The 14,941-nt window shown below is 72.7% G+C and carries 8 protein-coding genes; 5 read left to right on the plus strand and 3 right to left on the minus strand.

The features are described from left to right. Nucleotides 1-7: 7 nt before the first annotated feature. From JOL79_RS28580 to JOL79_RS35900, 4 genes are all read left to right on the plus strand, one after another. Nucleotides 8-4,819, plus strand: a complete 4,812-nt coding sequence (locus JOL79_RS28580; protein ID WP_210159004.1) for a type I polyketide synthase — start codon at nucleotides 8-10, stop codon at nucleotides 4,817-4,819. Next, entirely contained in the window at nucleotides 4,816-8,661 is a 3,846-nt protein-coding gene (locus JOL79_RS28585) for an SDR family oxidoreductase (protein WP_210159005.1), read from the plus strand. Before JOL79_RS28580 ends, JOL79_RS28585 begins: the two co-directional genes overlap by 4 nt. After that, nucleotides 8,658-9,818, plus strand: coding sequence for an acyl-CoA dehydrogenase family protein (locus tag JOL79_RS28590; RefSeq protein WP_210159006.1), 1,161 nt, complete (start codon nucleotides 8,658-8,660; stop codon nucleotides 9,816-9,818). The genes JOL79_RS28585 and JOL79_RS28590 overlap by 4 nt, the downstream gene beginning before the upstream one ends. A gap of 133 nt (nucleotides 9,819-9,951) precedes the next feature. Then, nucleotides 9,952-10,557: a DUF6342 family protein gene (locus tag JOL79_RS35900; protein ID WP_372446819.1), complete on the plus strand. Its 606-nt coding sequence runs from the start codon at nucleotides 9,952-9,954 to the stop codon at nucleotides 10,555-10,557. On the opposite strand, the gene JOL79_RS28595 is transcribed toward JOL79_RS35900, so the two are convergent. Next, nucleotides 10,530-10,820: an alpha-amylase inhibitor gene (locus JOL79_RS28595; RefSeq protein ID WP_210159007.1), complete on the minus strand. Its 291-nt coding sequence runs from the start codon at nucleotides 10,818-10,820 to the stop codon at nucleotides 10,530-10,532. The genes JOL79_RS35900 and JOL79_RS28595 overlap by 28 nt on opposite strands. Nucleotides 10,821-11,467: 647 nt before the next feature. Between JOL79_RS28595 and JOL79_RS28600 the strand changes: the two genes are divergently transcribed. After that, complete coding sequence (locus JOL79_RS28600; RefSeq protein WP_210159008.1) at nucleotides 11,468-13,183, plus strand: DUF222 domain-containing protein; 1,716 nt, start codon at nucleotides 11,468-11,470, stop codon at nucleotides 13,181-13,183. Nucleotides 13,184-13,267: 84 nt separating this feature from the next. Here the strand turns inward: JOL79_RS28600 and JOL79_RS28605 are convergent, their stop codons facing one another. Beyond that, nucleotides 13,268-14,155 carry a 4'-phosphopantetheinyl transferase family protein gene (locus JOL79_RS28605; RefSeq protein WP_210159009.1) on the minus strand — a complete coding sequence of 296 codons (888 nt, stop codon included), beginning with the start codon at nucleotides 14,153-14,155 and terminating at the stop codon, nucleotides 13,268-13,270. Continuing rightward, the gene (locus tag JOL79_RS28610) at nucleotides 14,146-14,940 is read right to left on the minus strand and encodes a thioesterase II family protein (RefSeq protein WP_210159010.1); all 795 of its coding nucleotides are present in this window, start codon (nucleotides 14,938-14,940) and stop codon (nucleotides 14,146-14,148) included. Before JOL79_RS28610 ends, JOL79_RS28605 begins: the two co-directional genes overlap by 10 nt. Between the last annotated feature and the right edge of the window lies 1 nt (nucleotide 14,941).

The raw sequence follows: 14,941 nt of genomic DNA on the forward strand, positions 1-14,941 counted from the left end.
CATGTGGATGGATCAGCACAAGTCGCCGGGCGACGCCGGCAGCGCCGGTGACGGCGGGACCGGCGGGACCGACGACGGCGGGGCGGATGCCATCGCCGTCATCGGGGTGGCCGGCCGGTTCCCCGGCGCCTCCGACGTCGAGACGTTCTGGCGCAACATCAGCACCGGGGTGGAGTCGTTCACGGCGTTCACCGACGACGAGCTGATCGCCGCGGGGGTCGGTCCCACGACCTTCCAGCGGCCCAACTACGTCAGAACCCGGCCGATCCTCGACGACATCCGCGGGTTCGACGCCGAGTTCTTCGGCTACAACCCGCGGGAGGCGACGCTGGCCGACCCCCAGCAGCGCATCTTCCTGGAGTGCGTGTGGGAGGTGCTGGAGTCCGCCGGCTACGGCAGGCCCGAGGGCCGCGGCAGCGTCGGCGTGTTCGCGGGCATGAACATCAGCGGCTACCTGCTCACCCGGCTGCGGGCCTTCGAGATGGGCATCGACACCTCCGCCCTGATGATCGGCAACGACAAGGACTCGCTCTGCACGAACGTCTCCTTCCGGCTCGACCTCGACGGGCCGAGCGTCAGTGTCCAGACGTTCTGCTCCACCTCGCTCGTCGCCGTCCACCTGGCCAGCGAGAGCCTGCGCCGCCGCGAGTGCGACATCGCGCTCGCGGGCGGCGTGTCGGTGCGGATCCCCGACCGCGTCGGCTACCTGTGGGAGGAGGGCGGCCAGGAGTCGCCCGACGGGCACGTGCGCACGTTCGACGCCGAGGGCCGGGGCAGCATGTTCGGCGACGGCGCCGCGGTCGTCGCGCTGAAGCGGCTCTCGGACGCCGTGGCCGACCGTGACACCGTGCTCGCCGTGATCCGCGCCTCGGCGGTGAACAACGACGGCGCGATGAAGTTCAGCTACCTGGCGCCGAGCGTCGACGGCCAGCGCCGCTGCGTCTCCTCCGCCCTCGCGCGCGCCGGGGTCGATCCCCGGGACGTCTCGTACGTCGAGGCGCACGGCACCGCGACCGAGGTGGGCGACCCGATGGAGGTCGCCGCGCTCACCCGCGCCTTCGGCACCGCCGCCGGCACACGATCCGCCGACAGGCGGGCCGCAGACAGGCAGAAGGCAGACAAGCAGCCCCTCGACAAGCAGTACTGCCTGCTCGGGTCGATCAAGCCCAACGTCGGCCACCTCGACCGGGCCTCCGGGGCGACCGGCCTGATCAAGGTCGTCCAGTCGCTCCGCCACGACCTGATCCCCGGCACCCTGCACTACCGCTCCCCCAACCCGGAGATCGACTTCGCGAACAGCCCCTTCCGGGTCACCGCCGCGCCGACGCCCTGGCCCCGCACGGCGGACCGGCCGCGGATCGCGGGCGTCAGCTCGCTCGGCATGGGCGGCACGAACGCCCACGTCATCGTCCAGGAGGCACCCGAACCCGCGCCGCGCGAGACGCGCAGACGGCGCGTGCAGGTCCTGCCGTTCTCCGCGCGCTCCACGGCGGCGGCCGACCGGGCCCGCGAGCGGCTCGCCGAGCGGCTGGCCGGCGCGGCCGACGACCTCGGCGACGTCGCCTACACGCTGCAGACCGGGCGCAAGGTCTTCCAGCACCGCCGGTTCGTCGTCGCGTCCTCCGCGGAGGAGGCCGCCGCGCGCCTCGGCGACCCCGTGGGGGCGCTCGGCCGGACCGACGCGACCGTGGGCCGGAAGGCCGGCTTCCTCATCGCCGGGGTCGGCGAGCAGTACCCCGGGATGGTGGCCGGCCTGTACGCGGAGGAGCCGAGCTTCCGTGCCGACGTCGACGAGTGCCTGGCCGTGCTGGGGCTGACCGACCCGGCCCAGCTGTCCGACGTCTTCACCCCGGCCGAGCGGGATCCGGCGGCCGCGGGCGACCTCGCCCGGATGCTCGGCCGCGCCGAGCCCGCCGCCGCCCGCCCGGCCGCCGAGGCCCACCTCGTCCAGCCGGCCGTCTTCGTCGCCGAGTACGCCCTGGCCCGCCTGCTGATGCGGTGGGGCCTGCGGCCGGAGATCATGGTGGGCTACAGCCTTGGCGAGTACGTCGCGGCCTGCCTGGCGGGCGTGCTGTCGCTGCCCGACGCGCTCCGCCTGGTCGCCTACCGGGCCAAGCTGATCTCCGCGCAGCCCGAGGGCGCGATGCTCGCGGTCTCCGCCGCCGAGGGACGGCTGCGCGCCGTGCTCGGCGACCTGTTCACGCGCGACCTCGACGTGGCGATCCGCACCGGCTCGCAGACCGTGCTGGCCGGCCCGCCGGGGGCGGTGGAGGCGGCGGCGGCCCTGCTGCGCGACCTGAAGATCGGCAACCGGCGGCTCGACACGACGCACGCGTATCACTCGCGGATGCTCCAGCCGATCGCCGCCGAGCTCACCGCGTGGATCGCCGACAACGTCACGCTCAACCCGCCCGTCCTGCCGTACCTGAGCGACGTGACCGGTGAGATCGCCACCGCCGAGGTCGTCACCGACCCCGGCTACTGGGCCCGCCACATGTGCGAGACCGTCGAGTTCGGCGCGGCGCTGGAACGGGTCCTGGCCGTCAAGGACCTCGCGCTCGCCGAGATCGGCCCCGGCCAGTCGCTCGGCGCGCTGACCCGCGGCCACCCCGCCTGCGAGCGCGACCAGTGGCCGCTCATCGTCACCACTCTCCCCGGCGCGAACGACCCGCAGGACGCGGCGACCGCTCTGGCCACCGGCGTCGGCAAGCTGTGGCTGACCGGGGTGCCCGTCGACTGGGCCGCGCTGCACGCCGAGGACGGCTGGACGCCGGGCCGGGTGCCGCTGCCGACCTACCCGTTCGAGCACCAGGACTACTGGCTGGAGATCGACCCCTCGGCGCTGAGCTCGGGGGCGCCTGTCATCGACGAGAACGACCCCACGAGCATCGCCAAGGCGTACCCGCGGCTGCCCGACACCCGCTGGATCCACACCCCGGTCTGGCGTCAGACCACCACCCGTCCCGCCCGGGAGGACGAGGCGGACCGCTGGCTGGTCTACACCGACTCCGGGCTCGCCGACGCGCTGGCCGCCCCGCTGGCGCGGCGGCTCGCGGAGGCCGGCCGCGAGGTGGTGTTCGTACGGCCCGGCGACGCCTTCTCCAGCGATGCGGACGGCATCCGGGTGCGGCCCGGCTCCCCCGAGGACGCCTCGGCCGCGCTGCGCGTGCTCGCCGAACGCGACTGGACGCCCGAGCGGGTGGTGCACCTGTGGTGCGCCGATCCGGGGCGGCCCGCCGCGGAGACGCTCCAGCGCGGGCTCCACAGCCTGGTCGCGCTCGCCCGCGCGGCGGGTGACATCGGCCTGCCCTCCTGGTCGCTCGACATCGTCACCGGCGGCGGCCAGCGGGTGCTTCCCGGAGACCGCGTCGAGGCCGCGCAGGGCACGCTGCTCGGCCCGGCCCGGCTCATCCCCGTCGAGTATCCGCGCGTGCGGACCCGCGTGATCGACCTGGACGGCCCCGGCCGGGACGACCCCGCTGCGCTGCTCGCCGAGCTGGCCGCCGAGCCGGACGACCAGGTCGTCGCGCTGCGCGGCGGACGCCGCTGGATCCCCGACTACGAGGTACTGGACGCCGCCGTCATCGAGGCGGCCCCGCCCGCCGCCCAGGTCAGGCCCGGCGGCGTCTATCTCGTGACCGGCGGGCTCGGCGGCATCGGCCTGGCGATGGCCGAGCGGCTGGCCGAGCACTACCGGGCGCGGCTGGTCCTGCTCGGCCGCACCCCGGTACCGCCGCGCGAGCAGTGGCCCGCCATCCTGTCGGCCGACACCACGGCCGACGAGGTGCGGCGCAGGCTGGAGGGCCTGCTCCGGCTGGAGGCGTCGGGCGCCGAGGTGCTCACCGTGGCCGGCGACGTCTCCCGCACCGAGGACGTACGGCGGGCGGTGGGCGAGGCGGTCGAGCGGTTCGGCGAGCTGAACGGCGTGGTGCACTGCGCGGGCGTGCCCGCGGTCGGCCTGATGCAGTTCAAGACCGTCGCCGACATGGACCGCGTGCTCGCCCCGAAGGTCGCCGGCACCCTGGCCCTGGCGGAGGTGCTGCGCGAGGTGCCGGTCGACTTCCTCGCCCTGTTCTCCTCCACCACCTCCGCCACCGGCGGCGGCGCAGGCCAGGTCGACTACTGCGCGGCGAACGCGTTCCTCGACTCCTTCGCGCTCAGCGATCCGCTGCCCGGCACCGTCGTCACGTCGATCGACTGGTGCGAGTGGACGTGGAACGGCTGGACCGAGGGCCTGGAGAACTACGACGAGGGCTCCCGGCAGTACTTCACCTGGTATCGGGAGAACTTCGGCCTCACCTTCGACCAGGGGTGGCAGACCCTGCTGCGGGCGCTGGCCGGCGGCGAGCCCCATGTCGTGGCGTCCACGCAGGATTTCTCCCCGCTGGTCGCGATGAGCCGGCGGTCGTCCATCGAGAGCCACCAGGCCACGGTCAAGAAGATCCGGGACGCCTTCGGCCGCCATCCGCGGCCGGAGCTGTCCACTCCGTACGTCGAGCCGCAGTCGCCGACCGAGGAGAAGATCGCCGAGGTGTGGGGTGAGGCGCTCGGCCTCGAACAGGTCGGCGCGCACGACAACTTCTTCGAGCTCGGCGGCAACTCCCTGCTCGGCATGGAGATCATCGCGGAGGTCCGGCGGGCCCTCGGCCTCTCCTACCTGCCGCCGCACATCCTCTACCAGTCGCCCACCATCGCCTCCCTCGCCGAGGCGGCGACCGCCGGCCAGGAGCCGGACGACCGGCAGGCCGAGGCCCGCGAACAGCAGCGATCGCGCATCGCCCAGCGGCGCTCCATGCTCAGAAGCGGAAGGACGTCATGACCGAGATCGACTACGGCTCCGCGGTCGCCCTGATCGGCATGTCGGGGCGCTTCCCCGGCGCCTCGACCGTCGACGACCTGTGGGCCAACCTCCTCGCCGGGGTGAAGGGCCTGCGCACGATCACCGACGAGGAGCTGCGCGAGGCGGGCGTCGAGCCGGGCCGGATCGCCGACCCGCGGTACGTCCGGGTGGGCGGCCCGATCGACGGGTTCGACCGGTTCGACGCCGGCGTCTTCGGCGTCAACCCGCGCGAGGCCGAGACCATGGACCCGCAGCACCGGCTGTTCCTCGAATGCTCGTGGGAGGCGCTGGAGGGCGCGGGTTACTGCCCCACCGACGTCCCCGGTCAGGTCGCCGTCTTCGGCGGCTGCGGCTTCCCCGACTACATCGTGCAGAACATCCAGCACATCACCGCCCAGCCGGGCGGGGCGCTGCTGATGGCGATCGGCAACGAGCGCGACTCGCTCGCCTCACTGGTCTCCTACAAGCTCGGCCTGCGCGGCCCCGCGGTGTCGGTGCAGACGTTCTGCTCGACCTCGCTCGTCGCCGTGCACCTGGCCTGCCAGAGCCTGCTGACGTACGAGTGCGACGTCGCGGTGGCCGGCGGGGCGTTCACGCCGCTGCCGCAGCCGAGCGGCTACCTCTACGAGCAGGGCGGCATCCTGTCGCCCGACGGCCGGGTGCGCAGCTTCGACGCCGAGGCCGGCGGCACCGTGATGGGCAGCGCCGTCGCCTCCGTCGCGCTCAAACGCATGTCGGACGCGCTGAACGACGGCGACGTCATCCACGCCGTGATCCTCGGCTCGGCGTCCAACAACGACGGCAGGCTGCGCGCCGGTTACACCGCCCCCGGCGTGGACGGCCAGGCCGAGGTCGTCGAGGCCGCGCTGGGCGTCGCCGGGGTCAAGCCGGACACGGTGGGATACGTCGAGTGCCACGCCACCGGGACCATGCTGGGCGACTCGATCGAGCTGGCGGCGATGAGCCGGGTGTTCACCGAGGGCCGCGCGACGCCGTGCGTGCTCGGGTCGCTCAAGCCCAGCCTCGGCCACCTCGACCGCGCCTCCGGCGTCACCGGTCTCATCCGGGCCGCCCTGACGCTCAAACACGGGGTGCTTCCCGGCGTCCCCGGCTACGAGACGCCCAACCCGGCGCTCGCCTCCGCGGGCGACCGGTTCACCGTGCTCCGGGAGGACCGGCCCTGGCCGGTCGGCCCGCACCCGCGCCGCGCCGGGGTCAGCTCCTTCGGCCTGGGCGGCACCAACGCGCACGTCGTGCTGGAGCAGGCCCCCGCCCGCCCGGCCCGGCCGCCCCGGCCGGGCCCGCACCTGCTGGTGTTCTCCGCCGCCGACGACCGGGCGCTCACGGACCTCACCGAACGGCTCCGCCTCCACCTCGCCGCTGTGTCCCCCGGAGCCGTAAGAGCCGGGGACGCCGAGGACATCGCGGACGTGGCGTTCACCCTGCAGGTCTCGCGGGGCGGGTTCGCCCTGCGCCGGGCCGTGGTCTGCCGCGACCACGACGACGCGGTGGCCGCGCTGGCCGACCCCTCCCGGTGGATCGACGGCAAGACCCAGCGGCGCAACCCGCAGGTGCGGCTGACCGTGCCGGGCGGCGAGATCCCGGCCGGCTGGTGGGCCGAGCTGCACGCCGCCGTCAACGCCGTGCTGCGCGGCACCCCAGCGCCGTCCGGTCCCACCGGCCGCGAGGAGGCGCTGAGCGCGCTGGCCGACGGCCTGGCCGGGCTGGGCGTGCACGTGGCGCGCGGCGACGGCGGGACCGGCGCGGTCGAGGAGGTCGAGGTCGTCCCGGCGGAGGGGACCGGCGCCGCCGAGTGGCTGCTCGCCCAGGTCGCCCGGCTGTGGCTCGCGGGCGGCGCGATCGACTGGGCGACGCTGCACCGCGGGCGGGGCCGCCGCGTCGAGCTGCCCACCTATCCCTTCCAGCGGCGCAGGTTCTGGATCGACGCCGACCCGGCCCGTCTCCAGGCGCCGGCGAGCACCGGGAAGAACTTCGACCGCGCGCAGTGGACCTATCTGCCGGCCTGGCTGCCCCGTCCGCTGCCCACCGCGGGTCTCGACGAGCGGCTGCGCATGGCCGGGCCCTGGCTGGTCCTCTCCGGCGACGCCCGGGGTGAGGCCCTGATCGAGCGGCTCGCCGAGGCCGGGGCCGAGGTGACCGCCGTACGCGCGGGCGACAGGTTCGAGCAGGAGGACACCGGCGACTTCACGATCCGTGCCGGCGAAGCCGGGGACATGACCGAGCTGTTCCGCTCCCTGGTCAGCGGCCCGCGGACGATCGTCCACGCGTTCAGCCTCGGGGCCGCCGAGCCTGAACCCGGGACCGACCCGGTCGGGCACTTCGCGGCGGCGCAGGAGCCCGGTTTCCACTCCGTCCTGGCGCTCGCCCGCGAGCTCGTCGACGACACCGGGACCGCGCCGCGAGCCGAACTGGTGCTGCTCACCCCACAGGCGGCCGGCGTCACCGGCGCCGACCTGCGCCATCCCGAGCACGCCACGCTCGCCGCGCTCGCCCCGACCCTGGCCCAGGAGAACCCCCGGCTGCGGTGCCGCCACGTCGACGTGGACTCGGCCGTGACCTCGCCCGGCCAGGCCGCCGCCGTGCTGGCCGCCGCGGTCTGCGCGTACGAGGGGCCGATGGCGGTCCGTGCGGGCGAGACCTGGCTGCGCCACTACCGGCCGTACCCCATCGAGGAGCCCGCGCCCGAGGACCGGCCGTTCCGCGACGGCGACACCGTGCTCGTCACCGGCGGGCTGGGCGACGTCGGGCTGGTGCTCTCGCGCCACCTCGCCGCGGCGTACGGCTGCCGCCTGGTCCTGACCGTGCGCACCGAACTGCCGCCGCGGGAGGAGTGGGACGCCTACCTGGCCGCCGTTCCGCCCGGCGGGGAGCGGGCCGCCCGGCACATCCGCAACATCCTCGACCTGGAGAGCCGGGGCGCGCAGGTGCTCGCCCGGTCCGCGGACGTCGCCGACGAGGCCGGCATGCGGGCGGTCGTCGACGCGGCGGTCGAGCGCTTCGGCGGGATCGACGTCGCGGTCCACGGCGCCGGCGTGCAGGACGGGGCCTACTTCACCTTCGCCCACCTCACCGACCGCCGGCAGTGCGAGGCGCACCTGGCGGCCAAGGTGACCGGCTTCCACGTGCTGGAGAAGGTGCTCGGCGACCGGTGCCCCGACCGGCGGATCACGCTGTCGTCGATCGCCGGCGTCCTCGGGGGCATGACCCTCGGCCCGTACGCCGCGGCGAACGCGGCGCTCGACGCGTACGTGCGGGCGACGCGGGTGGCGGGCGGGCCGCGCTGGGTCACGGTCGACTGGGACACCTGGAACATCGACCCCGACCGGCTCGGCGGGCACAGCGGCGCGGTCGTCGACTACGCGATGACCCCCGCCGAGGGTGTGGACGTGTTCGAGCGGGCGCTCTCGGCCGCCGACCGGGCCGGGCACCTCGTCATCTCGACCGGGCCGCTGGAGGCGCGCCTCGCGCAGTGGGTGACCGGCGACCTGCACGACGGCGGCGACGACGCCGACGACCGCGAACGGCACCCGCGGCCGGACCTGAACAATCCCTACGTGGAGCCCCGCGAGGGCACCGAGACCACGCTGGCCGGGATCTGGTCGCGCGTGCTCGGCATCGAGCCCGTCGGCGCCCTCGACAACTTCTTCGAGCTGGGCGGGCACTCGCTGCTCGCGATCGAGCTGACCACCCGGATCCGCCGCGCGCTGAACGCGTCGGTGCCGGTGACCGGCCTGCTGGAGTATCCGACGGTGCGTCAGCTCGCCGAGGTGCTCGACGCGCGGGGAGAGGACGCGGCATGAGGCAGCCGGAGTATCTGCGCACGGTGCAGTCCTTCGCCCGCCGCGAGCTGACGGGCAAGGACGCCTACCTCGACAGTCTGGCCGAGGCCCCGATGCCGTTGTACGAGAGGTTCGCCGCCACCGGCCTGGCCAACTGGTGGCTGCCGAAGGACGTCGGCGGTCTCGGGCTCGGCCTCGAGGAAAGTGTGCGCATCGCCGCCGAACTGGCGTACGCCGACGCGGGAGTGGCGTTCACCCTGTTCATCCCGGTGCTGACCACGAGCATGGTCGCCTGGTACGGCGACGCCGTGCTCAGGGAGCGCCATCTCGGCCGCCTGGTGGCGGACAACGGCTTCTGCGCCACGCTCGGCAGCGAGCACGCCGCCGGAAGCGAGCTGGCGAGGATCACCACCACGGCCCGGCGCGAGGGCGACACGATCGTGCTCGACGGGCAGAAGGCGTTCTCCACTAACACGGGATTCGCCCAGTTCCTCGTCGTGATCGCGCGGGCCGAGGACGACCCGGCCGGATATCTGGCCGTGCTGGTGCCCCGCGACACCCCCGGCGTCCACGTGGACAAACGGTGGGACGTCATCGGCCTGCGTTCGTCGGCGACCTACCAGGTCTCGCTGTCGGGGGTCCGCGTCCCGGCCGGCAACGCGCTGCGGGGCAACGGCCTGCGCCTGCTGGAGGTCGGGCTGAACGCCAGCCGCGTCCTCATCGCCGCGACGGCGCTCGGCATGGCCCGGCGGATCCGCGACGTTTGCATGGACTACGGCAAGTCGAAGTCGGTGAAGGGCGGCCCGCTCACCGCGAACGCGGTCTTCGCGAGCCGGCTGGGCCAGTTCGAGATGCTGATCGACGTCATGTCCAACCAGTGCCTCGCCGCCGCGCGGGCGTACGACGCGATCGCGACCCGGCCGGACGCCGGTGAGGAGTTCCTCCGGGTCGGCACGCTCAAGCAGGCGCTCACGACGAAGATGTTCTGCGGGCAGACCGGATGGCAGATCGCCTCGACGGCCTCCGAGATGATGGGCGGCCACGGCTACACCCACGAGTCGGTCATCGGGAAGCTGCTGCGCGACATGCGCTACGTGTCGATCGTCGAGGGCGGCGACGACGTGCTGCGGGACCTGGTCTTCAGCCGCTACGTGGTGCCGGTGTCGAAACGGTCGTAACCCCCGTAGCCCAGTCGGTTGGCCGGGCGGGAGGCTCGCCCGGTCGGTTGGCCGTGCCCGGTCACACGGCTTCAGCCCCGAGCGGGCCGCAGGTCAGGTCGGCGAAGACCTGGTCGACGATCGCGTGGGCGGGATGCTGTTCTTCGGGCCTGGCGCCGACGGAAGGTGCTGTCGGACAAGTTGCGAGAACCAGCATTATCCGGACTCGGGCAAGAAGAATGTACTCAGCACTTCGCCATGCAGTGTCGAGCCATCAGTCAATACCAAGTACTCCGCCTCCAAAGGAGCGGATGAAATCTTCTTCACCACCTACTCGGTCTTATCCCGGCCCGACCCCTCAGCAACGGGCCTCCGGTTAACTCCGGGCGCCCAGGCGCGGGACACGTTGCAGAAACAATCCGCACCTCTGCCGGCCATCCACACCGCACGCCCTCGGAATCGGGAATTAAGTAAGCGATCGCATTCACCGATCTACCGCCGGGAATGTCGGGTAGGGCGTCCGCCCGCGGCCGGCCACCCGCACGATCTTGAAGAGGGTCCGGTCTCGCGTCTCGTCGTTGACCTGTCCGTCCGCCGCCGCACACATTGCGATGCCCACGGTCGCCTGTTGTCAGAGACCGCGGGCATCCGCGTAGCAGAACTCATGAGCACTGGCAGCGTTCGTCTTCGACGCCGACCACTGCGCCACTCAGCCGTAAATCATGCTACGCATCAGCAAGTTACGACCTTGTCGTACTGAGCCAGCGGCTGATTCTCTGCCCCCACGAGCTTCGAGCCCCCGGGGCCTACAGTGAAGCAACCGGAGTCGCGAGCGTAGGACCAGACGACCTTCAACTTCCAGCTTCTCGAACAGTTGTTGTATATTGTGACGTTGTTGAAGCTGTTCACGGTGACCGTGACGCAAAACGGCTTGTCGCCGGCAAAGGCTGGTAGAACTGCGCCGACGAGAGCGGATGCGGCGAAAGTTGAGACGACCGTGACCCGCGCGATGCCCTTTCTCATTTTCAGTTCGCTGCCTTCCTGGAGTGACGACTGCTGTTCACTTCAGCGATCTTAGGAGATGGCAGGGAACATCCACTTGTTAATCAGTGCCAACTTTCTGGCTATGCGTGCCACCGACTGCTCCGCAGCGTTGACCTACTTGATCGCCGTATCGAAGGCGTTGCCCGGTCAGCACCAGCAGCGCACGGGGATGGGCATCGCTCAGTTGCTTCCGCTCGCGCCGGTCCGGTAGCCGTCCGATGGTAGCGGTCTGCCGTCTATGTGTGACCGGACTCCCGTGGACCTTCCCTGCGCCGAAGGTCAATTTTTCGCGGCATTCTTAGGCTGGGTTCTGAGAGTTCCTGGGGCTCCGGTTGGGAGTTCGCCGACTTCTGTCAGTCACGGTCTGTAGTGTATCGAACACACGATCGGACTGGTGGGGAGGAGGTGCCTTCGTGTCTGCGGTTCGTGACTTTGGCGTCGGCGGCGTTCCCCGCTCTGGCGATATCTATGGCGCCGCGGAGCTCGGGGCGGGGGAGGATGCCGGCTTCCTCGGGTCGTCCGACTCGGATACTCGTGTCTCGGCGGACGGGGTGCCACCCCTGCTTGCGGGCACGTGTCTGGATCCTCGCTCCCCCTCCCAGGGGCGGCCGGCGGGGCGGCCCGCCGTGAACCCGCGCGGAGGCGGCTTCGCCGACGACGCGACCGGCGACGGCGACACGGCAGGTGACACGGCCTCTGACGCCGCCGGTGACACGGCCGGTGACACGGCGGGTGACATGCCCGGTGACGCGGCCGACGATGTGGACATCGTGCTGGAGTTGGCCGCCCGGATGGCGCGCAGGCAACGGCGCGGCGGTGCGGTGGTGTGTTTGCCGTCGGCTGAGAAGCTGATCCAAGCGATAGACCTGTTGAGTTCGGTGTTCGTGGCGCAGTTGCATCAGGCGCATGTCACCGGTGAGGCCAAGGCGTACGGTCATGCCTCCACCGCTTCATGGCTCCGCTCAACCAGACCAAGCACCCCTGCACCGGGCACCCCCGCACCGGGGGCAACCGCGTCGGGTGCGGCGGAGACCGGTGCAGGGGCACCGGGAGCGCCGGTGGTGGTGCGGCGTGGTCCGGGGATGACGGGTGCGCAGGCGTCGCGGTGGTTGCGGATCTCCGGTGAGGTGGCCCGCCTTCCCCTGGTGAAGGCCCGCTACCGGGATGGTTCCCTGTCCGGTGGAGCGGTGGATGCGATCACCACGGTGACGGCCAAGTTGGCCGACAAGCAGGCGGAGGAAGCCGAACAGATCCTGGTGCAGTTGTCCGACAGCGCGTCGTGCGCGGAGGTGGCCAAGGCCGGCCGCTACATCCGGGAGATCCTCGACCCCGGCACCCTCGTCCAAGAGTGTGAGGACGATTACGCGTCCCGGTTCCTGCTGGTCCGCCCGTCCAGCACCGGCGGTGTGGAAGGGGAATTCCGCCTACCGCGGGAGGCGGCGGCCCGGTTGCGGTCGTTCCTCACCTCCTACGCCCGGCCCAAGGACAAGGACGACGACCGGCCGCTACGCGTTCGCCAGGCCGACGCGTTCGCCGCGCTGTTGAGTAAGAAGGTCTCCACCGAACTCCTCGTCCTGGTCCGCGCCGAATCCATCCCCGACGACATCCTCATCCCCACCGGCACACCGAAGGCCCCGCCGGCCGGAACACGGGACGCCCCGCCGGCCGGAGCGCAGGAGGCCGGGTCGACCGCCGAGCCGACCGGCACCGACCCGGACCCTCCCAATGCCTCCGCCGATGCTGCGCTCGCCGCCGGTGCCGCAACCGCCGAAGACGTCGCTACTGCTGCCACTGCGAACGCAGACCCAGACGCAGACGCGCGAGCGGAGGAGGGGACCGCCGGAGCGCGGGCTGACGCGTGCCGCACCTGCGGGCATGCTCCCGACCGGCTCGCCCCGGGCCTGCTGGTGGCGACCGGGCAGTTGCTGCCGGTCAGCGACGTCCACCGGCTGGCGCGGACCTCACGCCTGACCCGGATGGTGATGGACGCCAAGGGACAGGTCCTGGACATGGGGCGTTCCGTGCGGCTGGCCACCCCGGCCCAGCGGAAGGCTCTGCTCGCGCAGTACGCCACCTGCTACTGCCAGGGCTGCCCGATCCCCGCCACCATGGCCGAAGTCGACCACGTCAACGGCTGGATCGACGACGGCGTCACCAACCTCGACCTGCTCGCCCCCGCCTGCACCTTCCACAACCGCGACAAATTCGCCCACCCCGAGCGCTATACCGCTCGCCGCAACCCCTACGGCACCTGGACCCTCCTCCACCACCCCAACCGCCGCAGCTACGAACGCGGCACCCGCCAACCCCGGACCGACCAGGTCACCCACCCACCGGGATAAGGTGCCCGGGGACAGAACCCCCCGGGCATGACACCCGGGACAGACACCTGGAGGCCCTGGCGAGACCGTCACCCGCCCCAGGTGTTATGACCGCACGCCCTGAGCCTGCCGGGCGTGAGCCTGCCGGGACGGCACGGTCACCACGGCGGCGGCGTAGCCGGGGGCCACGTCCAGCCAGTGCACCGGCCGAGCCTCCGAGCCCGCGGACAGCGACAGCACCTCGGCGCGGTCCGGACGCGCCCCGTCGCCGACTCCCCAGGCGGCGCCTGTCTCGTAGGCAGTGCCGGTATCGCGGACGACGCCGGCCTCCCGCGCGTCGCCGATCTCGCAGGCAGCGCCGGTCACGCGGACCACACCGGTCTCGCAGGCAGCGCCGGTCTCGCAGGCGACGCCGGTCTCGCGGACCAGGACGTCGCGCAGCCCGGCCAGACCGACGCCGGTGGCCTTGACGTATGCCTCCTTGGCCGTCCAGAGCCGGAAGTACTCCCCCAGGCCGGCCCGGCTGACCCGGGCGGCCTCCTCCGGCTGGTACATGCGCCGGGCCAACTCGTCGTGGTCCAGGTCGGCGCGGATCCGCTCGACGTCGACGCCGACGCGCTCGCCGGGCGGGGCCACCGCGACCAGCGCCCAGTCTCCCGAGTGCGACAGGTTGAAGTCGGGCGGCGGCTTCCGGTCCCCCGGGGGCAGGCACGAGGGGTCGAGGCGGGGGCGGCCACCGTCCTCCGCACCGAAGGCCAGCCGCTCCGGCGGAACACCGCACAGCCGCCCCAGCAGCGTGCGCAGGGCGGCGTGGGCGACGACGTACCTGCGCCTTTCGCCGGGGGCGGCGAAGCGCATTGCACGGCGGCGCTCGGCCTCCGACAGACAGCGCCACCGGCCCGGGTCGCCTGGCCGGTCGAGCGGGATCCGCCAGATCCTCGCCCCCACGAGGCCCCGGGCCGGGAGCGGCGCGGCGACCGCCGTCACCGCCACGGCAGCAGCGCCTCCGCCACGATCTCGTGGGTCCGCGCGACCTGTTCGAACACCGCGAAATGGCCGCCCTGGATCGGGTGCAGGGTGAATCCCCGCGAGGTCTGCGCCCACCAGCCGGCCACCTTGGCCCCGGACACGCGCGGATCGGCGTCGCCGGGCAGCGCCGTGATCGGCACCTCAAGCGGCGGCTCGTCCCGGTAGGCGTAGGTCTCCTTGACGGTGAAGTCGGCCTGCACCGCGGGCAGCACCATGTCCAGCGCCTCGGGGTCGTCGAGCAGCCACTCCGGCGTCCCGCCGAGCGCGCGCAGCAGGGCGACCAGCTCGGCCCGGCCCATTTTCGCCACCTCGGGCCCGTCCTCGTAGGTGAGGTGGGGCGCGTCCGAGCCGGAGACGAACAGGTGGACCGGCTCGGGGCCGCCGCGCCGCCGGATCTCCCTGACCAGCTCGAACGCGACGAGCGCGCCGAGGCTGTGCCCGTAGAGGGCGTACCGGCGGCCCGCCGCCGACAGCTCCACGTCGGTCAGCACCACGTCGGCGAGGTCGGAGACGAGCGGCTCCATGCGCCGGTACGGCTCCTCGCGGTGCCTGCTCTCCCGGCCCGGCGGTTGCACCGGCTGCACGGCCACCCCGGGCAACCGCCGCTGCCATCCCCGGAAGGCCGAGGCGGCGCCGCCGGCGTGCGGCAGGCAGTAGAGGGGCAGCGCGCCCGGCTCGGCGCCGGTCAGCGCGGAGAACGGCAGCCACCGGGCGACCAGATCGCTCCCCACTGCGGGATCAACGGTCATG

The sequence above is a fragment of the Microbispora oryzae genome, from assembly GCF_017896165.1.
Lineage (GTDB): Bacteria > Actinomycetota > Actinomycetes > Streptosporangiales > Streptosporangiaceae > Microbispora > Microbispora oryzae.